Origin of the sequence: Nocardia asteroides, from assembly GCF_021183625.1 — a bacterium.
GTDB lineage: Bacteria > Actinomycetota > Actinomycetes > Mycobacteriales > Mycobacteriaceae > Nocardia > Nocardia asteroides_A.
Window position 1 is genome coordinate 6,193,472 of record NZ_CP089214.1, and the last position, 19,450, is coordinate 6,212,921.

At 72.5% G+C, this 19,450-nt stretch carries 19 protein-coding genes; 7 read left to right on the forward strand and 12 right to left on the reverse strand.

Annotated elements, in window-relative coordinates:
* Window positions 1-7: 7 nt before the first annotated feature.
* The 5 genes from LTT61_RS28585 to modA are packed head-to-tail and all read right to left on the reverse strand — an operon-like array spanning window position 8 to window position 4,245.
* Entirely contained in the window at window positions 8-607 is a 600-nt protein-coding gene (locus LTT61_RS28585; protein ID WP_233017105.1) for a hypothetical protein, read from the reverse strand.
* Window positions 604-1,059, reverse strand: a complete 456-nt coding sequence (locus LTT61_RS28590; protein ID WP_233017106.1) for a PEP-utilizing enzyme — start codon at window positions 1,057-1,059, stop codon at window positions 604-606. The genes LTT61_RS28585 and LTT61_RS28590 overlap by 4 nt, the downstream gene beginning before the upstream one ends.
* A 21-nt stretch (window positions 1,060-1,080) precedes the next feature.
* Window positions 1,081-1,665 carry a TerD family protein gene (locus LTT61_RS28595; RefSeq protein WP_233017107.1) on the reverse strand — a complete coding sequence of 195 codons (585 nt, stop codon included), beginning with the start codon at window positions 1,663-1,665 and terminating at the stop codon, window positions 1,081-1,083.
* Window positions 1,666-1,708: 43 nt separating this feature from the next.
* Window positions 1,709-3,394 carry an FAD-dependent oxidoreductase gene (locus LTT61_RS28600; RefSeq protein ID WP_233017108.1) on the reverse strand — a complete coding sequence of 562 codons (1,686 nt, stop codon included), beginning with the start codon at window positions 3,392-3,394 and terminating at the stop codon, window positions 1,709-1,711.
* A 53-nt stretch (window positions 3,395-3,447) separates the two neighbouring features.
* Entirely contained in the window at window positions 3,448-4,245 is a 798-nt protein-coding gene (modA, locus tag LTT61_RS28605) for a molybdate ABC transporter substrate-binding protein (RefSeq protein WP_233017109.1), read from the reverse strand.
* Between the two features lie 174 nt (window positions 4,246-4,419).
* On the opposite strand from modA, the gene LTT61_RS28610 reads away from it, so the two are divergent.
* Window positions 4,420-5,616: a GNAT family N-acetyltransferase gene (locus LTT61_RS28610; protein ID WP_233017110.1), complete on the forward strand. Its 1,197-nt coding sequence runs from the start codon at window positions 4,420-4,422 to the stop codon at window positions 5,614-5,616.
* Window positions 5,617-5,645: 29 nt separating this feature from the next.
* On the opposite strand, the gene LTT61_RS28615 is transcribed toward LTT61_RS28610, so the two are convergent.
* Window positions 5,646-6,293: a hypothetical protein gene (locus LTT61_RS28615; RefSeq protein WP_233017111.1), complete on the reverse strand. Its 648-nt coding sequence runs from the start codon at window positions 6,291-6,293 to the stop codon at window positions 5,646-5,648.
* 18 nt (window positions 6,294-6,311) lie between these two features.
* Between LTT61_RS28615 and LTT61_RS28620 the strand changes: the two genes are divergently transcribed.
* Window positions 6,312-6,542: a hypothetical protein gene (locus LTT61_RS28620; protein WP_233017112.1), complete on the forward strand. Its 231-nt coding sequence runs from the start codon at window positions 6,312-6,314 to the stop codon at window positions 6,540-6,542.
* Here LTT61_RS28620 and LTT61_RS28625 read toward each other — a convergent pair.
* On the reverse strand, window positions 6,539-8,221 hold the full coding sequence (locus LTT61_RS28625; protein ID WP_233017113.1) for a hypothetical protein: 1,683 nt from the start codon (window positions 8,219-8,221) through the stop codon (window positions 6,539-6,541). The genes LTT61_RS28620 and LTT61_RS28625 overlap by 4 nt on opposite strands.
* Before the next feature lie 177 nt (window positions 8,222-8,398).
* On the opposite strand from LTT61_RS28625, the gene LTT61_RS28630 reads away from it, so the two are divergent.
* The 3 genes from LTT61_RS28630 to LTT61_RS28640 all read left to right on the forward strand — a co-directional run bounded on the left by LTT61_RS28630 (window position 8,399) and on the right by LTT61_RS28640 (window position 11,092).
* The gene (locus tag LTT61_RS28630) at window positions 8,399-9,169 is read left to right on the forward strand and encodes a CPBP family intramembrane glutamic endopeptidase (RefSeq protein ID WP_233017114.1); all 771 of its coding nucleotides are present in this window, start codon (window positions 8,399-8,401) and stop codon (window positions 9,167-9,169) included.
* Between the two features lie 62 nt (window positions 9,170-9,231).
* Window positions 9,232-10,092 carry an alpha/beta fold hydrolase gene (locus LTT61_RS28635; RefSeq protein WP_233017115.1) on the forward strand — a complete coding sequence of 287 codons (861 nt, stop codon included), beginning with the start codon at window positions 9,232-9,234 and terminating at the stop codon, window positions 10,090-10,092.
* 76 nt (window positions 10,093-10,168) lie between these two features.
* Complete coding sequence (locus LTT61_RS28640) at window positions 10,169-11,092, forward strand: aldo/keto reductase (protein WP_233017116.1); 924 nt, start codon at window positions 10,169-10,171, stop codon at window positions 11,090-11,092.
* Between the two features lie 44 nt (window positions 11,093-11,136).
* Here LTT61_RS28640 and LTT61_RS28645 read toward each other — a convergent pair whose 3' ends face one another.
* Window positions 11,137-11,832, reverse strand: coding sequence for a hypothetical protein (locus LTT61_RS28645; protein ID WP_233017117.1), 696 nt, complete (start codon window positions 11,830-11,832; stop codon window positions 11,137-11,139).
* Window positions 11,833-11,879: 47 nt separating this feature from the next.
* Between LTT61_RS28645 and LTT61_RS28650 the strand changes: the two genes are divergently transcribed.
* Window positions 11,880-12,491, forward strand: coding sequence for a class I SAM-dependent methyltransferase (locus tag LTT61_RS28650; RefSeq protein WP_233017118.1), 612 nt, complete (start codon window positions 11,880-11,882; stop codon window positions 12,489-12,491).
* Here LTT61_RS28650 and LTT61_RS28655 read toward each other — a convergent pair.
* The 4 genes from LTT61_RS28655 to LTT61_RS28670 are packed head-to-tail and all read right to left on the reverse strand — an operon-like array spanning window position 12,478 to window position 17,553.
* A complete protein-coding gene (locus LTT61_RS28655; protein WP_233017119.1) occupies window positions 12,478-13,737 on the reverse strand; it encodes a cytochrome P450 in 1,260 nt (419 codons plus the stop codon). The two genes, LTT61_RS28650 and LTT61_RS28655, sit on opposite strands and share 14 nt — an antisense overlap.
* Window positions 13,738-13,790: 53 nt before the next feature.
* On the reverse strand, window positions 13,791-15,146 hold the full coding sequence (locus LTT61_RS28660) for an FAD-dependent oxidoreductase (protein WP_233017120.1): 1,356 nt from the start codon (window positions 15,144-15,146) through the stop codon (window positions 13,791-13,793).
* Window positions 15,143-16,357, reverse strand: coding sequence for a cytochrome P450 (locus tag LTT61_RS28665; RefSeq protein WP_233017121.1), 1,215 nt, complete (start codon window positions 16,355-16,357; stop codon window positions 15,143-15,145). Before LTT61_RS28665 ends, LTT61_RS28660 begins: the two co-directional genes overlap by 4 nt.
* Window positions 16,354-17,553 carry a cytochrome P450 gene (locus LTT61_RS28670; protein WP_233017122.1) on the reverse strand — a complete coding sequence of 400 codons (1,200 nt, stop codon included), beginning with the start codon at window positions 17,551-17,553 and terminating at the stop codon, window positions 16,354-16,356. Before LTT61_RS28670 ends, LTT61_RS28665 begins: the two co-directional genes overlap by 4 nt.
* 245 nt (window positions 17,554-17,798) lie before the next feature.
* Here LTT61_RS28670 and LTT61_RS28675 point away from each other — a divergent pair, with 245 nt between their 5' ends.
* A complete protein-coding gene (locus tag LTT61_RS28675; RefSeq protein ID WP_269821813.1) occupies window positions 17,799-19,436 on the forward strand; it encodes an AMP-binding protein in 1,638 nt (545 codons plus the stop codon).
* Window positions 19,437-19,450 lie beyond the last annotated feature (14 nt).

Sequence of the window (19,450 nt, forward strand, 5' to 3'; positions counted from 1 at the left end):
GCGGCGGTCAGCGCTCGATGCCGAGGGTGGCGATGAGATCCTCGTGCAGCTCGAACCAGACCCGGTGCGCGGAGTCGCGGTCGGTGCCGGTGATCCAGGCCGGGTTGGTGGCCGCGGCGGCGAGCGCGGTGCTGAACCGGCGGTGGTAGCCGGAGAAGCGGGTCAGGTGGGCGGTGAGGCGCTGTTCGAGGTCGGCGAGCAGGCGGGCCGGTTCGTGCAGCGCGGCGACGATGGCGTCGGCGTCGGCGGGCACCTCGCCGACACCCAGCTCGGTGAGCTGCCACGCGGTGCAGGTGGCGCCGACGATCGCGTTGGCGGGCAGGAACTCCCGGTAGATCTGCGCGAAGTCGGCGCGCGCACCGGCGGCGTCGAGCTCGGCGGCGAGCCGCTGCTCGCCGTGCGCCTTGCCCGCCTCGGTGAGCGTCCAGCCCCGGTCGTCCGCGAAGGCGGCCTCGGTGACCCAGCCGCGGGCGCGGGCATCCTCCAGGTGCTCCTCGACCACGGCCGCGGGCAGCCCGAGCAGGTCGGCCAGGCGCAGCGTACTCGCGTAGCCGGTGGTCCGCACGGCGTGCAGGACCAGCAGGTCGGGTGGGGTGTCATGGGTCAAGGGGCGTCCTGAGCGTTGCTGACGGTTCCGGTTCCGCCGTCCACTACTACCCGATGCCCGTCGGTGAGGCGCACGGTGGCCTCCCGCGCGGCGGTGATCGCCGGGATGCCGAACTCGCGCGCCACGATCGCGGCGTGCGCCAGGATGCCACCGGTCTCGGTGATCACGGCGGCGGCGCGGGCGAGCAGCGGGGTCCAGGCGGGCGAGGTGGCGCGGCAGACCAGGACGTCGCCGGGGTGGAAGCGGGCGAAGTCGTCGAGGTGGTGGATCACCCGCACCGGTCCCGTGGCGAGGCCGGGCCCGGCCGCGGTGCCGGTGAGCAGGATCGCGTCGGTCACGCTGCGATCCCAGCGCGTCCGCACCGCGATGTCAACCTCGCATTGACGCATCAGCGGGATGTCGAGCGCGTCCAGGAACGCGAATCCGGCGAGGGCGAGGAGCAGCGTCAGCACCGCGCGCTGCCGCGCGCGGAATCAGCCCTGCATCGCGAAGCGGAGCAGCGCCTGCCGATCGCCCTGCTTGATCTTTCCCTTGCGGTCGAGCACCTCGAGCTGCCAGATCGGGCCGTTGCGGAAGGCGCGGGCGATGGCGTTGGCATTGTCGGCGCCGAGCAGCGACGGCCAGATCTCGGCGACCTGCTGGCTGCTCCCGCCGGTGGCGTCGTAGATCTTGAAGGCGACATTGTTCGCCTTCTCGAACGAGCTGCCCTTCTTGAAGGCGGCGGCAACGAAGATGATCGCGTCGATGGCCGGGGGCACCTGCCCGAGCGCGACGTTCACCGTCTCGTCGTCGCCCGCGGCGGCGCCGGTCTGCTCGTCGCCGGTGTGCACGACCGAGCCGTTGCCGAGCGGGTCGAGCGAGTCCAGCCCGGCGAAGCGGACCGGCTCCGGGCCCTGCATGAGGATCGCGATGAGGTCGAGATCGACACCCTTCTTGCGGCGCGCGATCCCGAGCAGCCCGCCGGTGGCGCCCGCGCTCGGGTCCCACGACACCGCGACCCGGAGATCGGTGATTCCTGCCAGATCGGCTGCGCCGTCCTCTTTGCGAAGGGTGATCATGGGACCCACCTTAGAGGGGTTCGGCGCGGAGTGTATGTCCGATTTACCGGACGGCGAGGTCGGTCGCCGCGGCGGCGTCCAGGAGCGTTTCCTTGGTCGTGAGCTTGACCCGGGGGCGGCCTGTGGTCTTGCCCGCGGTCTTCTCCGCGGTATCGATCGCTTTCCACCCCGCTCGGTCGACCAGGTCCGGCTGGCGTGACTCCACCAGGTCCCGAAGAGCCGCCCGGTCCGCCTTCGGAGCCGCGAGCTTCCCGGCCACGAAATCAGCGATCAACTGCTCCACGGTCTCCTCGGAATCGACCCGGTTCGACCCGATCACCCCGCGAGCACCCCGCTTGATCCACCCGCTGACGTACACGCCCTGGACCGGTGTCCCGTCCTCGACGACCCGGCCCTGCTCGTTGGGGACCACACCCTTGCCCTCGTCGAAGGGCAACGCCGGAACCGGCTGACCCCGATACCCGATGCTCCGCAGCACCAGCCCGGTTTCGAGGGTCTCGGTCCGGTCGGTTGCCCGAGCGGAGACTTGGCCGTTGTCGTCGAACAGTTCATTGTGGGCGAACTCCACCCCGGTGACCCTGTCCTCACCCAGGACAGCGGTGGGTGAGGTCAGGAACCGGAACACGATCCGCTTGTGAGCGGGATTGCGGGAGGCGTGGGCGTACTCCTCGGCCAGGGTGTACTTCAACCGCACCGACGGCTCCACATCCGGATCATCCAAATGCCCGCGCGACACCTCATCGAGGTCGAGGTCCTCGGCCGCGACCACGACATCGACATTCTTCAGATGCGCCAACGCCAGGAACTCCGGAGAGGTATACGCCGCCTGCAACGGCCCGCGACGGCCCAGGATCACCACTTCCTTGATGCTGCTGGCCCGCAAAGCATCGAGGGCGTGGTCGGCGATGTCGGTCTTGGCCAGCTCGTCCGGATCCAGGGTCAGGACCCGGGCGATATCGAGAGCGACGTTACCGTTACCCACGATCACCGCCCGCTCCCCCGACAGGTCATAAGAACGATCGGCGTAATCGGGATGCCCGTTGTACCAGGCCACGAACTCCGTCGCTGACACACTCCCCGCCAAATCCTCACCCGGCACACCCAGACGCCGGTCGGTCGCCGCCCCGACCGCGTACACCACCGCGTGATGGTGATCGAGGAGCTCCTCATGGCTGATATGGGTACCGACCTCGACATTGAGGTAGTACTGCAACGTGTCACGGCGGAACGCGGACTCGAACATCGCCGACACCGTCTTGGTCCCCGCGTGATCGGGAGCCACCCCCGCCCGCACCAACCCCCACGGGGTGGGCAGCCGATCGAACAACTCCACCTGCGCATCGGCCCGCCGCAGGATCGCGTCCGCGGCATAACACGCCGCCGGACCCGCCCCCACGATCGCCACCCGCAACGTCCCCAACGACTTCGGCGGACGCGCCGGAGACACCAACGGCTCGATCGTGGACTCCAACGGATGCCGCTGGAAATACGCCGCGTTGATATCCCGATACCGCGACAACGACGCCGTCAGATCGTCCTCGGAGAAGATCGCCTCCACCGGGCACGCATCGACACACGCCCCACAGTCGATACAGGTATCGGGATCGATATGCAGCATCTCCGCCGACGCGAACCCCGGCTGATCCGGAGTCGGACGAATGCAATCGACCGGGCACTCGGAGACACAACTCGCGTCGTTACAGCAACGCTGCGTGATTACGTAAGCCATGCGCTCGCTCCTCGTGTCGGTGCCGTGGTCGGGGGGACCGCTCTCATTCTGCACTAACGACATTCTCTTTGCGAGAGCATGGTGTTCTCGTCAGGTTGGTCGAACCCCGCCGCGGCGAACACTGGCCGGGCCTGCTCGGACGTCACGAACTGGACGAACGCCGTCGCGGCCGTGCCGTTGGGCGCCGCGGCGAGCGGCGCGATGGGGTAATCGTTGACCGCGCTCGCCGCCTCCGGGAAGTCGATGCCCTGCACCTTGCTGCCCGCCGCGCGCACATCGGTGCGGTAGACGAGCGCGGCGTCGACCTCGCCCAGCGTGACCTTGGTGAGCGCGGCTTTGACGTCGGTCTCCCTGGTATCCGGCTGCGGGGTGATGCCCGCGGTCCGGAAGACGGTGGCCGCGGCGGCCCCGCACGGCACCTGCTCGGCACAGAGCGCGAGCTTCGGCTCGGCCCTGCCGAAGTCGGCCAAGCCGGTGATGCCGCCGGGATTTCCCGCCGGAACGGCGATCTCGAGGCGATTGCGGGCGAAGGTGACCGGCGCGGCGGTGACGTCGCCGCCGTCCTGGACCTGCCGCATGTTCCGCGGCGCCGCGGCGGCGAAGACGTCGGCGGGGGCGCCCTGGCCGATCTGCTGGGCGAGCGCCGAGCTGGCCCCGAAGTTGTAGACCACCCGCACGCCCGGGTGCGCGGCCTCGAACTGCGCACCGAGCTCGGTGAAGGTCTCGGTCAGCGAGGCGGCGGCGAAGACGGTCACGGTGCCGGAGACCGAGTCCGATGACCCGGTGTCCTCGGAGCCGCACCCGGCGATCACGGCCGCCGCGGCGACGACGGCTCCCAGTTCGCGCATCATGTCTCGACCTCATCCCGTCCAGCTTCGATCCGCAGATGCGAATCCGATGCGATCCTATCGGCGTAACCGCGAAACCAAGTAGCAAAGTGATCCGCTACTGCGTATCGCGGAGGGACCGGCTCGCCGTGCCGGCGACGGGCGGTCCCGCCCCACCTCGGTCGTAGAGTCGATGCGGTGACGATCGAGATCGGGGTGGCGTCGAGCGAGGCCGAGGTCGAGGCGGCGGCGGAGGTGTTCCGGGTCGCCATGGTCGGGATCCCGCCGCGAGACGTTCCGGCGGGCGAGGTGAACGAACCCGGCCGCACCCTGCTGGCCAGGGTTGACGGCATCCCGGCCGGTGCGGCCACGGCGTACACCGGCAGGCTGGTGGTGCCGGGCGGCGCGCGGGTGCCGCACGCCGGGGTCACCCGGGTGGGGGTGCTGCCGACGCACGCCAGGCGCGGCATCGTGAGCGCGCTGCTGCGGCGGCAGCTCGCCGATATCGCCGACCGCGGCGAGGTCGTGGCCGGGCTGCGCGCTACCCAGGGCGGTATCTACGAGCGGTTCGGCTACGGCGTGGCGAGCCGCTCGGCCGCGGTGCGGGTCGACACCGCCGCGGCCCGGCTGCGGCCGACGCTGCCGCCGTCGGGGCCGGTGCGCTACGCCGAACGCGCCACCGCCTTCGGGACGCTCGCGAAAATTCATGCGCGGCTCGATCTTTCGCGGCCCGGCGAGATCGACCGTTCCCCGTACTGGTGGCGCACCCGCGAACTCTTCGACAGCGGCGATTCCCACGTCGTGCTGCACGGTGAGCCCGGCGCCGAGGACGGCTTCCTCCGGTACCGTGCGGCCGACACCACCGACTGGCCGCGCAGCACCGGCCGCGCGGTGCGCGTCGGCGACCTGGTCGCTGGCTCTCCGGTGGCGCTGCTCGGGCTGCTCCGCCATCTCTTCGCGCTGGATATCGCGCACCGGGTCGAATTCCCTTTGGTGGCAACTGATTTCCCACTCGCGGAGCTGGTGACCGACGAGCGCGCGGTCACCGTCACCGGCATCGGGGACGAGACCTGGCTGCGCCTGGTCGACGTGGCTGCCGCTCTGGCGAGCCGCGGTTACGGGCCCGGCGAGCCGGTGCTGCTCGGCATCACCGACCCGATCCTGCCCGGCAACTCCGGCACCTTCCGGGTGCGCGCCGGGGAAACCGCCCGCACCGCCGCGGAACCCGAACTCACCGCCGACGTCTCGGCCCTAGCCGCCGCCTATCTCGGCGGCACCCCCTGGTGGCACCTGGTCCTCGCCGGACGCGCCACGGAGCAGCGCCCCGGCGCCGCGGCCGCCGCCGACGCGCTCTTCGGCACCGCCGCACCGCCGTTCAGCGGCACCTTCTTCTAGACCCTGCCGCGGACTCCCCTCCGGAGGGCCTACTCCGGCGGCGTCCGCACCGCGATCTCACCGCTGAGCGTGTGCCCGTCGAGCAGCTTCAGCCGGTCGCCGCTCCAGAACTTGCCCGGGTCGTACCAGTCCGGGCTGCGCTTCTCGCTGAGCAGCCCCATGGCCTGGTAGGTGGCGGCCACGATCTCCGCGCAGTAGGCGTTCTCCACCTCGCTCGCCTTCGGCGGCCGGGACGACCTGCGCGGCAGCTTCACCCGGCCGCGGAACCAGCGCGCGGTGAGCGTCGCGGTCGACGGGAACGGGGTGCCGTTCAGCCGGGCGATGGCGCGCAGCGCGCCGTCCTCGAGCTCCCGGTCGGCCGACGGCTCCAGCTGCCGCAGCCACGCCTGCTGCCCGTAGCGATTCGCCCAGACCAGCGCCGCGTCGCGCAGATTGTGCAGCTGCGCGCCCCGGTGCGCGGTGCCCGACCACATGTCCGGGAGCGAGCGCCCCAGCTCGGCATGCCAGATCAGCGCCGGTAGATCGTCGATCACCACGGCCATGCCGACATGGTTGACCGGGGCGTTGGTCAGCGTCCGGATCATCCGATCGGCCGTGGAATGACCACGGAACAACCAGATGTCACCTGTCCTGGTGATCTCGACTGCCCGATCGAGATCGATGTCCACACCCGCCATACCCGTAGCCTAGGCGGTATGAGGTGGTGGAAGGTGTTGGGTTTGGCCGGTGCGGCGGGCGTCGTCGCCACCGGCGCGGTCGTGGTGCGCGGCGAGCGGCGCCGCCGCGCCTACACCCCGGACCAGGTCCGGGAGCAGCTGCACAGCCGGTTCGCGCAGGCAGCAACGGTCGAGGCGGCCCCGCCGCCCGCCGCCGAGTCGCGGCTGGCCAGGGCGCGGGCCGCGCTCGCGCGCCGCTTCCGGCGCTAGCGGGTCGCGAATTCGACGAGCCGGGCCGAGACCGGCTCCGGTGATCCGTCCCTGCGCGAATCCGGGTCGGCGGTGACCAGGTCGAGGTGGTTGTAGCCGGCCAGCTCGATCCTGGTGTCCAGCGGGCTGCCCGAGTCGGGCAGGGGGATGCCGCCGCTGCCCTGCAGGGTCAGCATGGGCAGCGTGTCGATGCCCTGCGGGTGCAGATGGTGCGCGGTGATCGAGGGCGCGGTGGTCTGCTGCAGGTCGAAGGCGATGCGGGAGGGGAAGTACCACTCGGTGAAGTCGAGCGGCGGCTCGCAGAGGGTGCGGGCGAGCTGGGCGATCGAGGTGACCTCGCTGCCGGGGTTGGTGGCGGGCGAGGTGGAGGGGGTGACCTCGTCCCAGTCCAGCCAGCGGTAGACGGTGTCGGGGGAGTAGCGGGTCGGGGAGACCTTGGGGGCGTCGCCGAAGCCGCCGAAGCCGAGCGGGCCGCGGGCGATGGTGTCCGGCAGCGGGAAGTCCTTCGGGCCGATCGGGCCGCCGGTGACGAAGCCGGTGCTGGCCTGGAGGAAGCCGAGCGGCTGCGAGTTGTCGTCGAGCAGCGCGCCGAGTACGGCCTCGTTGGTGGCGGTGAGGTCGCGGGCGTCCGGGGAGCCGGTGAGGAAGGCTGCGGCGTTCTGGGAGAGCAGGGTGCGCAGCGTGAGGTCGATATTGGGGTTGTCGGGGAGGCGGCCGACGAGGTCGTTGAGGCCGTCGGGGGCGAGCCGGGCGGCGAGGCCGGCGAGCGCGAGCAGGTTGGTGGTCTCCGGGTTGATCACGGCGGGCAGCCGGAGCACGGGCAGCGCGGTGTCGAGTTGCAGCGAGAGGTTCTCCACGCCGCCCGCGATCCCCGGCGGGATGGCGGGGATGTCGATGCCGCGCAGGCCGAGCCCGACCCGGATCACGGTGTCCAGCGCGAACCAGCCGCCGCACTGGTTGTAGCCCGCGTCGTCGGTGGTCGCCGGGTTGCCGTCGAAATCCCAGCCGGCGAAGTAGCCGGTGAGGAAGCCGCCGAGGGAGTGCCCGCCGCACAGTAGTTTCCGCTGCCGCAGCTGCTGGTCGGGCAGCTCCAGGCGGAGCAGGTCGTACTGGTCGCGCAGGGTTTGCTCGAGGCCCTGGTCGCGCAGCCAGTCGGTGGCGGCGCCGTCGGCGTAGCCGGTGAAGCGGCGGCCGTCGATCTCGGCGCCGTGGAAGTAGTAGCCGGTCGCGGTGTCCAGGTCGCCGGTGGCGAGCGCCGCGCGGGTGCCGGTGTGGTCCTCCAGGCAGTTGGAGCGCCGGTCGAGCGCCCAGAACTCGAGGTGGATGCCGAAGCGCGCGGCCAGCGCGACGGTATTGCGGGCGACGCCGTCGAAAGCGCCCGCGCCCTCGAAGATTCCGGGCTGCGCGACCAGGATCCGGTCCGCGGCGGCGGCCTCGCTCGGCCCGGACGCGGAGCGCCAGCGCAGGTAGGAGAGCCGATCGCACTCGGGCGGGTGCGGCAGCGCGGTGGGCGGCAGCGGGACGTCGCGGGTGACGACGGTCGAGATCACCGAGGTCACCGGGGAGCTGGAGCCGTACCCGGATTCGGTGCGTCCCGGCTCCGCCGCCGCGGGAGCCGCGCTCGCGGCCGACACCCCCACCAGCAGCGCGCATACCGCGCTCGCCACTCGACCCCGCATCGTCGCTGTCCCTTCGGCCGTGATCCGCACATGCAACCCCGCACGGCGGTGCCATCGGACGGTACCGCCTCGGGATCGTCCGGATTCACAATCCCGCCCGGTCATCCGCTGTGAAGCAGCACAGGGGTGTTGTGCGTGAGAATGGCTGCAAGTTAGCCGAACCGATCGAGGAGCCCCATGGCCGAGACACCGCACGCGACGCCCGCGGACCGCTTCGGCCCGTGGATCGAGCGGCCCGACGGTGTCGACTTCCCCTACTACGCGGGCGAGCCGGTCGGGCTCGGCGCCGTGCGGTGGGTGCTGGCCTGGCTCTCGGTGGCGGCGGGGTTCGCCGCGCTGGTGCTGCTGCCGCAGCCGGACAGTGTCGCCGCGCTGGTGCCGCGGGTGCTTTTCGTGGTGCTTCCGCTGGCGGTGCTCGCGGTGCTGGCCCGGCCGTACTGGTCAGCGCTCTTCCGGCCGGTCCGCGGCCGTGATCTGCTCACCATGGCCGGCTTCGCGCTGCTGAACATCATCGTCAGCTCGGTGCTCGGGCTTCTGGTCGCGTCCGTGTTCGATGTGACGGCCAACGCGGCCACCGACGACATCGACGGCGCGGGGGAGGTGGTGGCGTTCTACCTCGGCACCGGCATCCAGCTGATCGGCGAGGAGCTGTTCACCGTCATCCCGTTCCTGGCGCTGCTCTACTTCCTGACCCGGCGCGGCACGCTCTCCAGGAAGTCCGCGATCGTGGTGGCCTGGCTGGTGACGGCGGTCTGGTTCGGCGCCGCGCACCTGCCCACCTACGACTGGAACGTCGCGCAGTGCTTCCTCGTGATCGGCGGCGCCCGCCTCGTGCTCACGCTGGCCTGGATCCGCACCAAGAACCTGTGGGTCTGCTCGGGGGCGCACATCCTCAACGACTGGGCGTTGTTCACGCCGAGCATCCTCGCCGCGGCGGCGCTCGGCTGACCGATGAATCCGCGCGGACCGCGCCGTCGAATACAGCGCAGCCCCCGAACAGAGGAGTCACCGTGCCCGAGACCCGTACCGTCGCCACCGCAGGCGCCACCATCACCTACGACGTGCACCCGGGGACCGGCTCCGGCCCCGCCCTGTTCCTCCTCGGCTCGCCCATGGAGGCGGCCGCGTTCGGCACGCTCGCCGGGCACTTCGGCGACCGCACCGTGCTCACCTACGACCCGCGCGGCGCCGGGCGCAGCCCGCAGGCCGAGCCGGGCGCGGAAGCCGATCCGGCCCAGCACGCCGAGGACCTGCGGGCGGTGCTCGACGCGGCCGCGCTCGGCCCGATCGACGTCTTCGCCACCAGCGGCGGCGCGGTGAACGCGCTGGCCTGGATCGGCAGGCACCGGCCCGAGCCGGTGCGCACCCTGGTCGCGCACGAGCCGCCGGTGGCGCAGTTCCTGCCGGACCGGGACGAGGTGAACGCGGTCTGCGCCGACATCTACGCCACCTATCAGGCGAAGGGGGAGGGGGCGGCGATGGCGAAGTTCATCGCGCTCGTCTCCCAGCAGGGGCCGCTGCCCGCGGGCTACGCCGACGCCCCCGGGCCGGACCCGGCCACCTTCGGGCTCCCGGACACCGACGACGGGTCGCGGACGAACCCGCTGCTCGGGGTGACCATGCGCGGCTGCGGGCGGTACGAGCACGACCTGGCCGCGCTGCGCGCCGCGCCGACCAGGATCGTGCTCGCCTCCGGCGCCGCGTCGGGCCCGGAGATGGCCGCGCGCGGAGCCGAGAGTTTCGCCGCCGCGGGCGGTTTCGAGCACGTGCTGCTGCCTGGCGGGCACGTGGGGTTCCTTGGCGGGGAGCACGGGCAGCAGGGCGAGCCCGAGGCTTTCGCCGCCGCCCTGCGCGACATCCTCGCGCACTGAGCCGGGCATCCCCGTAGCCGCCGCCGCACGCGACATCCTCGCGCATCGAGCCCGGCACCCTCGTAGAGTCGGCCCCATGGAGACTCGTCGGCTCGGCGGCGACGGCCCCGACCTCTCGGTGGTCGGGCTCGGCTGCAACAACTTCGGCATGAAACTCGATCTCGCGGCGGGCGCGGCGGTGATCGAGGCCGCGCTGGACGCCGGGATCACGCACTTCGACACGGCGGAGATGTACGGGGAGGGCGCCTCCGAGGAGATCATCGGCGCCACGCTCGGCACCCGCCGCGACGCCGTCGTGCTGGCCACCAAGTTCACCCCGCGACCGCGGGACGAGCCGTACCGGCCGGGCATACTGCGGGACCGCGTCGTCGCGGCCTGCGAGGCCAGCCTGATCAGGCTGCGCACCGACCGGATCGACCTCTACTACCAGCACTACCCCGACCCGGCGGCGCCGGTCGAGGAGGGGCTGGCGGCGCTGGACGACCTGGTGCGGGCGGGCAAGATCCGCTATGCGGCCTCGTCGAACGTCTCCGGCGCGCAGATCGCCGAGGCGGCGCGGGCCGCCGAGAAATCCGGTGGCGCGCGGTTCACCGGAACCCAGGTCGAGTGGAGTCTGCTGGTCCGCGAGGTCGAGCGCGAGGTGGTGCCAGCGGCGCGGGCCGATGGCCTCGGCGTCGTGCCGTACTTCCCGCTGGCGTCCGGGCTGCTCACCGGGAAGTACCGGCGCGGGGCGGACTTCCCGCCCGGCTCGCGGTTCGCGCTGGCCGCCCGGTTCGCCGATCGGTACGTGGCCGACGCGAACTTCGACCGGGTCGAGCGGTGGACCGAGTTCGCCGCCGAGCGCGGGCACACGCTGCTCGAGCTGGCCATCGGCTGGCTGCTCGCGCAGGAGCCGGTGAGTTCGGTGATCGCGGGCGCGACCACGCCGGAGCAGGTGCGGCAGAACGTCGCCGCCGGGGCGTGGCGGCTGACCGCGGAGGATCTCGCCGCGCTGCCGTGACGGACCGGGTGGCGCCGAGCGAGCGCCACGGGTGCGCGGAGGCGCTACCAGCTGCCCTCGAGGAACGCGGCGAACGCGGGCTCCGGATCGCGCGCGGTGGTCGCGTTCGCGACGGCGACCGTGCCGATGCCGAGTGCGAGCACGATGCCGATCCCGCCGAGCAGCAGGGCGCGCCTCGCGAACAGCGCGAGCCCCGCGCCGAGAAAGCAGAGCGCGACGACGGCGGCGAGCACCGCGAGGACCGCGTGGAATCGGGCGAAGTCGTCGATCATCACCGCGAGCGCCGGTGCGCGTTCACCGGCGCCCGACTGCCGCTCCGCCGCCGCGAGTTCGGCACCGGGCAGCATCGGGAGCAACGCGGCGAACGGCGCCGCGGCGCCCTGGATATTCGCCGCCGCCAGGGCGAGAGCGCCGAGCGCGAGCACGGAGGCCAGCACCTTCGCCGCGGTGTTCCCCGCCCACCGGACCAGCACGGCGAGCACGAGCAGCAGAGCCACCGCGATGACCGCCTTCACCAGGTGGTAGCGGGCCCAGTAGCCGACGATGTCGTGGAGCGCCGGGGTGAATGCCCGCTGCCCGGACAGCCGGTACTCCGCGTACGCCCCGCTCAACGCCTGCCGGAGCGCGCCCTCGTCCGCGAACCGGGCGGCATCGCTCGCCGCGAGCCACTCCGGCGCCACCACGAACGCGATACCGAGCAGCAGCGAAAAGACCGAGGCGAGATTCGTGCGCAACGACATCCCGCGAGGCTATCGCTGCCAGGATGGAGACGACCGGAGGAGCAGAGATGGCCGAGCGCACCCCGACCAGCCACGAGCGAACGACCGGGCTGCCCTGGGACGCCTCGTACCGCGACGGCCCCGCGCCGTGGGACTTCGGCGGGCCGCAACCCGCCGTGGTGCGCCGGGCGGTCACCTTCACCGGGCCGATCCTGGACGCGGGCTGCGGCAGCGGCGAGAACGCGCTCTTCCTGGCCGGACGCGGACTCGAGGTGTTCGGCGTCGACGTGGCGGAGACGGCGCTCGCCCTGGCGCGGGAACGCGCGGCCGAGCGCGGGCTGACCGCCGAATTCGCGACCGCCGACGCCCTGCGCCTGGATGAACTGGGCCGAACCTTCCCCGAGGTGCTCGACTGCGGGCTCCTGCACACCTTCGACGCCGCCGAGAAACGCGCCTACGCGACGAGTCTCGCCGCGGTGACCGAGCGGACCCTGTTCCTGCTGTGCTTCGCCGACGAGGGCGACGACCCCGGCCCGCACCCGGTCTCCCGGGCCGAGCTGGCCGCCGCCTTCGGCGAATCGGCCGGCTGGCGGATCACCGCCGTGGAACCGGACCGGATCATGACCCGGTTCCACGCGAACGGTGCCGCCGCCTGGTTCGCGACGATCAGGCGGGAGTGAAGCGCGCCGGCAGCGACTCCAGCCCGCGGATCACCACGTTCGGCTTGTACACCGGCGCGTCGTCGCGCGGTTCGATGTCCTTCACCTTGCGCAGCAGCACGTCGAGCAGCACCTCCATCTCCAGCAGCGCCAGCGGGGCGCCGAGGCAGTAGTGGATGCCGAGGCTGAAACCGAGATGCTTCTTCGCCGGATTCTTCGGGTCCGAGTAGCGCGCGACGTCGAGCCGGTCGCCGTCCGGGAACGCCGCGTGGTCCCGGTTCGCCGAGTTGATCAGGATGACGACGCCCTCGCCCTGCTCGAACTCCCGGCCCGCCACGGTGATCGGCCGGGTGGCCGCGCGGGTGGTCATCTGCACCGACGGCTCCATGCGCAGCAGCTCGTCCGGCGCGGTCTGCGTGAGCTCGGGGCGGGCGCGGAGGGCGGCGATCTGGTCCTGGTTCCGCATGAGCTGCAGCATGCCGGTGCCGATCAGGTTGGCGGTGGTCTCGTGCCCGGCCACGAAGGTGGTGATGCAGGTGGCGAGCAGCTCCTGCTCGGTGAGCACGTCGCCGCGGTCCTCCACCTGGGAGAGCGCGCTGAGCAGGTCGTCCTTCGGGTTCGCCCGGCGCTCGTTCAGCAGTTCCCGGAAGTACCCCATGAAGCCGCGCGACCCGGCCGAGCGCGCCGTCAGTGCCTCCGCGGGCAGCGTGTAGTCGTGGTCGAAGCCGCGCGCCAAGTCCTGCGACCAGCGGTGCACCTGGTCGTACGCCTCGTGCGGCACGCCGATCAGCTCGCAGGCGATGATCAGCGGCAGCGGGTAGGCGATCTTCTCGATCAGGTCGAACTCGCCCGCCGCAAGGCAGTCGTCGACCAGCTGCTCGGTGAGCTCGGAGATGCGCGGGCGCAGCCGGGTCACCATGCGCGGGGTGAAGCCCTTGGTCACCAGGTTGCGCAGCCGGGTGTGGTCCGGCGGCTCCATCCACAGGAACGAGGTGGGCAGCTCATCGGGGGCGTCCTCCGGCTTGACCGTCGGGTGCATCATCCCGGCTTCTTCGGCGTGGCTCCACGCGGTGGTGGAGAGCACCGCGGCGCAGTCCTCGTAGCGGGTGAGCACGTAGTGGCCGAGCGGCGTCCGATGCATCGGGCCCGCGTCGCGCAGGGTGCGCGCGGCGGCGTACGGGTCGGGGCGCCCCTCCGGGCCGAACAGGTGGGCGATGGCGTTCTCGATCGCGGAATCCTGCTCCGCGACCGCCGTTGTCGAGTCCATTGGTCCCTCCGGTGTCGTTCGGTTCTGGTTCCCGGCCGCGACGCTGCGGCCGGTCACCCGGTCGGCTCGCTCGCGCCGTCGACGCTGCTCGGCAGCAGGATTCGGCGAGCGAGGGTGGGCCGCAGCAGCGCCGCAGGCGGGTCGACGAGGTTGCCGACGCGCAGGAAGGCGCGGGCGACCAGCGGGTCGGCGTGCGCGGCGCGGTGTGCGCGCGCCACGTAGGCGTTGGTGAGGCGGGTGCGGACCGTGCGCGTGCCCCGCACCCCGGGGTTGGCCAGGTCGGAGCCGGCCGAGAGGCGCCAGGCGACATCGACCACCGCGCTCGCCGCCGCGTAGAACCGGACGGGGAGGTCGGGGTGCGTGGTCCCCGCAGCCAGGCAGTCGCGCAGCACCAGCGCCTGCTGAGCGGCGACCGCCATGCCCTGGGCGTACAGGGGGTTGAAGCTGCAGAGGGCGTCGCCGAGCACCAGGAAGCCGGCCGGGACGGCGCGCAGCCGCTCGTAGCGGCGGCGCAGCGGGGAGCGGAAGCGGTGCGGGGTGATCTCGCCGAGCGGCTCGGCGCCGTCGACCAGGGCGTGGATGTCGGGTGCCGCGAGGGTGGCGGCGAAGGCGGTGAAGCCGGTGGGGCCGGTGGGCGGGTGGTCGCCGAGCATGCCGGCCAGGGTGACGTGCCAGCGGTCGCCCTCCACCCGGATGGCGCCGCCGCCGCGCCCGTTCGGGCCGGTCGAGATGATCACCGAGGACTGGTTGCCCAGCTGGCCATCGGCGCGCGGGAACAGTGCCGACGCGTAGCCGAGGTCGACCTCGAGCCGCTCCTCGGCCGGGGCGGGGAAACCGAGGTCGGCGAGGTACTGCGGGGCCCGCGAACCGCGGCCGGTCGCGTCGACCACCAGGTCGGCCGGGAGTTCGATGACGCCGACGGCCGGATGCACGGCGCCGGAGGCAGCGGTGCCGGCTCGCGCGTCGTCGGTCACCCGGACGCCGCGCACCGCACCACCGGCAGCGACCAGCCCGCGCACGGTACCGGTATGCAACCGAACCCCCGGCAGCGCCAGAACGCGCTCCCGGACAATCGCCTCCAGCAGCGGCCGGGTCGCCATGACCGAGGTCAACCCGGTGGGCGTCGCCGCCAGCCGGGCCCCGCCCAGGTACCACCGGGTGCCGACCAACGCCTCCGCGGTGGTCGCGCCACGGGCGGCCGCCTCGCCGGTGAACCCGGGAAACAGCTCATCCAGCACCGTCCGCCCCCGATCGAGCAGCCCGTGCAGGTGCCGCCCCTGCGGCACCCCGCGCCGCCACCCGGGCTCCAGCGAATCCCGCTCCACGAGAACCACTTCGGTGCAGCGATCGGCCAGCACCCTGGCCGCGAGCAACCCGGCGATCCCGGCCCCGAGCACCACCCCCCTCACAGCGTCACCGGCAGCGAGACGATCCCGCGATGGATCAGACTCGGCCGATACCGCACCGCGTCGGTGGCGAGCGCGAGCGCGGGCGCCCGATCGAGCAGCGCCCCGATCGCCGCCTCCGCCTCGATCCGCGCCAGCGGCGCACCGACGCAGTAGTGGATCCCGAGGCTGAAGCCGAGATGCCGCCGCGCGGGCCGGTTCCCGGCATACCGGGTGATGTCGAAGCGATCCGCCGCCGGATATACCCGGTCGTCCCGGCTCGCCGACGCGGTGAGCACGACGACGCCGTCCCCGCGCCGGAACTCGTGCCCGCCGACCACGGTGTCCCGCAGCGCGACCCGGATGGTGAACTGCGTCGGCGCGTCGTAGCGCAGCATCTCCTCCAGCGCGGGCCCGATCAGCTCCCGGTTCGCCCGCAGCAGCCGCAGCTGGTCCGGGTTGCGGAGCAGCGCGAGCATGCCGTTGCCGATCAGGTTGATCGAGGTCTCCATCCCGGCGACCAGGGTGAGCAGCGCGATGCCGATCACCTCCGGCTCGGTGAGCGCGCCGTCGCCGACCGCGGCGATCAGCGTGCCGAGCAGGTCGTCGCCGGGGTTCCCGGCCCGCTGCGCCACGACCCGCGCGAAGTACCCCATGCACTCCAGCGCCGCCGCGCCGCGCGCCGCCACATCGGCGTCGCCGAGCATCGAGTCCGGGTCGGTGCCGCGGGCGATCGCCAGCTGCCAGGCCCGGAAGAGCGCGCCGTCGGCCGGGTCGGCGCCGAGCAGCCGGACCGGGACCATGGCCACCGCGAGCGGCACGGCCAGGTCGTTCAGGATGTCGAGCTCGCCGCGGTCGAGCGCCGCGTCGACCAGCGCACCGACGACCTGCCCCGCCACCGGCGCGAGGCTCGCCATGACCCGGGGGGTGAAGCCCCTCGCCACCAGCTTGTGGTAGCGGCTGTGCTCGGGCGGGTCCATCCGGACGAAGGAGCCGGGGATGGCGGCGGTGGTGTCCCGGAACGGGCTGATGCCCGCGGCGTAGCCGTGGCCCCAGTCGTTCCCGGTGAGGATGGCGGCGCACTCCTCGTACCGGGTGACCAGGGTGACCGGGACGTCGCCGAAGGCGAAGGGGAGCAGCGCGGCGGCGTCCCGCGCCCGGCGGTAGGCCGGGTACGGGTCGGCGCGTTCGCTCGGCTCGAAGGCGTCGAAGGTGATCTCGTCGGCGGCGGTCACGTGCCCTCCAGTTTCACGAGCAGCCGCGACATTCCGCGCACGACCACATTGGGCTTGTACGGGGGTTCCTCGAGCAGCGTCACCGCGCCGACCCGCTCGGCGAGCGCGCGCAGCACCAGCTCCATCTCGAGCCGGGCCAGCGGCGCGCCGAGGCAGTAGTGCAGCCCGAGCCCGAAGGACAGGTGCCGCTCCACCTTTCGGCCCCGGGTGTAGCGGGCGATGTCGAAGGCGGCGGCGTCGGGGAAGGCCGCCGGGTCCCGGTTGGCGGAGCCGAGCAGCACGATCACGGCGTCACCGGGGGCGAAGGTGCGCTCGCCGACGGTGATCTCGGCGTGCGCGGTGCGGGTGGTGAGGTGCACGGGGGCGTCGTTGCGGAGCACCTCGTCCACCGCGGGCCCGGCGAGCTCGGGGACGGCGCGCAGCCGCTGGAACTGCTCCGGGTTCCGGATCAGGGCGAGCACGCCGTTGCCGATCAGGTTGACCGTGGTCTCGTGCCCGGCGACCACCAGGATCAGCAGGGTGCCGAGCAGCTCGGCGCGGGTGAGCCGGGCGCCGGCGTCGTCGGCCTGTACCAGCGCGGTGATCAGGTCGTCCGCGGGGGTGCGGCGGCGCCGGTCGGTGAGGTCGCCGAAGAACTCGAGGAAGGCGTGTACCGCCGCGCTGCGGGCGGCGAGCTCGGCGGGGGAGAGCAGCACGTCGGGGTCGAGGCCGCGGGCGATGTCGGCGGAGATGCGGCGCACGTGCTCGTGCGCCTCGGCGGGCACCCCGAGCAGCTCGCAGACCAGGGTGAGCGGCAGCGGGTAGGCGAGCGCGTCCAGCAGGTCGACCTCGCCGCGGGCCAGCGCCGCGGTGCACAGCTCGTGCACCAGCCGCTCGGCCCGCTCGCGCAGCCCGTGCACGGTGCGCGCCGTGAACGCCTTGCTCACCAGCCCGCGCAGCCGGGTGTGCTCCGGCGGCTCCATCCAGAGGAACGAGCCGGGCAGCTCGACATCGCTCTCGCCGTGCAGCAGCTGCGGCTCCTCGGCGTGGCTCCAGCGCGGGTCCTGCAGAATGGTCTGCGCCTCGCGGTGCGTGGTCACCAGGTGCGTCTCGTGCGGGCCGGGCACGAACGGCCCGGCCGCGCGGAGCACCGCGTAGCTGTCGTACGGGTTGTGCCGCAGGTGCGGGGCGATGCTGCCGATGACGGCCAGCTGCACCGGCGACAATTCTTGTACCGCGGATTGTTCCGAACTCACCGGTGACTCCCGAATGCGGAGAACAAATTCGGTGCAATCGTCGCGAACTCATGAGCCGGGGTACGGTGGTGATCGGCCGCTTCTATCGCTCCATAGCCGAACTCCGTTATCGCGCAGCGTGATCGGGCGATCGGCCCTGTTTATCGAACACTGTAGTTCACGGTGCATTCGCGGTGCCGTCACACTGCGCTGGTGTCGTTGCCCGCATGCATTCCGCGGAAACACTTCCCGGCAGGCTTGCCGAAATCGCGGCCGCGTTTCCCGCGGTGCCTGCGACTTTCTGGTCGGTCTCGGAGACCGTTGACTACGCCGAGCTGCACCGCCGCTCGGGTGTGCTGGCCGCCGCGCTGGTCAGGCACGGCGTCGCCCGCGGCGAGCCGGTCGGCATCCTGTGCCCGAACGCGCCGGAATTCCTGGTCGCGCTGTTCGCCGCCGCGGCCGCGGGCGGCGCCGCGACCCCGCTGCCGCTGCCCGCCGGGGCGAAACAGACCGCCGCCTTCCCCCAGCGGATCTCCGCGATCACCGCTGCCGCCGGAATGCGCACCGTCCTGGTCTCGCACCGCTTCGCCGCGATGGTGCCCGCGCTCGCCGGTGATTCCACCGTGAGTTTTCTCGATATCGGCGAAATGACGGCCGACGACCACAGCGCGGAAACGCTGCTGCCCGCGATCGGCGCCGACGACCTCGCCGTCGTGCAATTCACCTCGGGCAGCACCGCGACCCCGAAGGGCGTCCGGCTCACGCACCGGAACGTGCTGAGCGGGCTGGCCGCCATTCGTACCGGAATCGCGCTGGATCTGGCCGACCGCGGCGGATTCTGGCTGCCGCTCTTCCACGACATGGGGCTGTTCGGCACCCTGTCGGCGATCCTGCGCGGCATCCAGGCGCACGTGTGGTCGCCGCTCGCCTTCGTGAAGGACCCGGCGCGCTGGCTGGCCCAGTTCGCCGAGTCCGGCAGCACCATCACCGCCATGCCGAACTTCGGCTACGAGGCGCTGCTCGCCGCGGTCCCGCCCGCGGAGGTGACCGGGTACGACCTGAGCCGCTGGCGGATCGCCTTCAACGGCTCCGAGCCGATCTCCTACGAGGTGGTGGACGCCTTTCGCAAGCGTTTCGCGCCCGCCGGTTTCGGCGACGCCGCGATGTTCGGCGTGTACGGCATGGCCGAGGCGACGCTGGCCGTCGCCTTCCCGCCGCTCGGCCGCGCCCCGCGCTTCGAGTGGGTGGACCGCACCTGGCTCGCCGACGACGCGGTGGCGCTCCCGGTGGCGCCGGAGCTGCCGAGCGCGCGGGCGGTGGCCGGGGTCGGCGCCCCGGTGGACGGCATGCGGCTGCGCGTGGTCGACCTGGAAGGCGCCGACCTGCCGGACGGCGGGGTCGGCGAGATCCTGATCCGGGGCGGCTCGGTCACCGACGGCTACCTGACCGCCGACCCGGCGAGCGTGGCCGGGCTCTTCGCCGACGGCTGGCTGCGCACCGGCGATCTCGGCTACCTGCGCGCCGGCGAGCTCTTCGTCACCGGCCGCTGCAAGGACATGATCACCGTGCGCGGCGTCAACTACTACGCGCAGGACGTCGAGGCCACGGTGCGCGGCCTGCCCGGGCTGTACCGGGGCCGCTGCACGGCCGCCGCCGAGCCGGACGCCGACGTCATCACGCTGATCGCGGAGACCGAGCTGACCGGCAGCGCCGCCGACCGGCTCGCCGAGCGGATCCGGGCGGCCACCGGCGAGGAGCTCGGGCTCACCGCGGTCGAGGTGCACCTGGTCGCGCCGCGCAGCATCCCGCGGACCAGCAGCGGCAAGTTGCAGCGCCAGGCCGCCCGCCGGCTCGTCGGACAGTAACCACCCAAGGGAAT

What these genes read in the sequence shown, in the direction of transcription:
- LTT61_RS28630 (WP_233017114.1), top strand. Translation starts at nt 8,399, where the DNA reads ATGGCCGAGACACCGCACGCGACGCCCGCGGACCGCTTCGGCCCGTGG.
- LTT61_RS28645 (WP_233017117.1), bottom strand. Translation starts at nt 11,832, where the DNA reads ATGTCGTTGCGCACGAATCTCGCCTCGGTCTTTTCGCTGCTGCTCGGT.
- LTT61_RS28675 (WP_269821813.1), top strand. Translation starts at nt 17,799, where the DNA reads ATGCATTCCGCGGAAACACTTCCCGGCAGGCTTGCCGAAATCGCGGCC.
- LTT61_RS28650 (WP_233017118.1), top strand. Translation starts at nt 11,880, where the DNA reads ATGGCCGAGCGCACCCCGACCAGCCACGAGCGAACGACCGGGCTGCCC.
- LTT61_RS28625 (WP_233017113.1), bottom strand. Translation starts at nt 8,221, where the DNA reads ATGCGGGGTCGAGTGGCGAGCGCGGTATGCGCGCTGCTGGTGGGGGTG.
- LTT61_RS28600 (WP_233017108.1), bottom strand. Translation starts at nt 3,394, where the DNA reads ATGGCTTACGTAATCACGCAGCGTTGCTGTAACGACGCGAGTTGTGTC.
- LTT61_RS28595 (WP_233017107.1), bottom strand. Translation starts at nt 1,665, where the DNA reads ATGATCACCCTTCGCAAAGAGGACGGCGCAGCCGATCTGGCAGGAATC.
- LTT61_RS28620 (WP_233017112.1), top strand. Translation starts at nt 6,312, where the DNA reads ATGAGGTGGTGGAAGGTGTTGGGTTTGGCCGGTGCGGCGGGCGTCGTC.
- LTT61_RS28615 (WP_233017111.1), bottom strand. Translation starts at nt 6,293, where the DNA reads ATGGCGGGTGTGGACATCGATCTCGATCGGGCAGTCGAGATCACCAGG.
- LTT61_RS28655 (WP_233017119.1), bottom strand. Translation starts at nt 13,737, where the DNA reads ATGGACTCGACAACGGCGGTCGCGGAGCAGGATTCCGCGATCGAGAAC.
- modA (WP_233017109.1), bottom strand. Translation starts at nt 4,245, where the DNA reads ATGATGCGCGAACTGGGAGCCGTCGTCGCCGCGGCGGCCGTGATCGCC.
- LTT61_RS28640 (WP_233017116.1), top strand. Translation starts at nt 10,169, where the DNA reads ATGGAGACTCGTCGGCTCGGCGGCGACGGCCCCGACCTCTCGGTGGTC.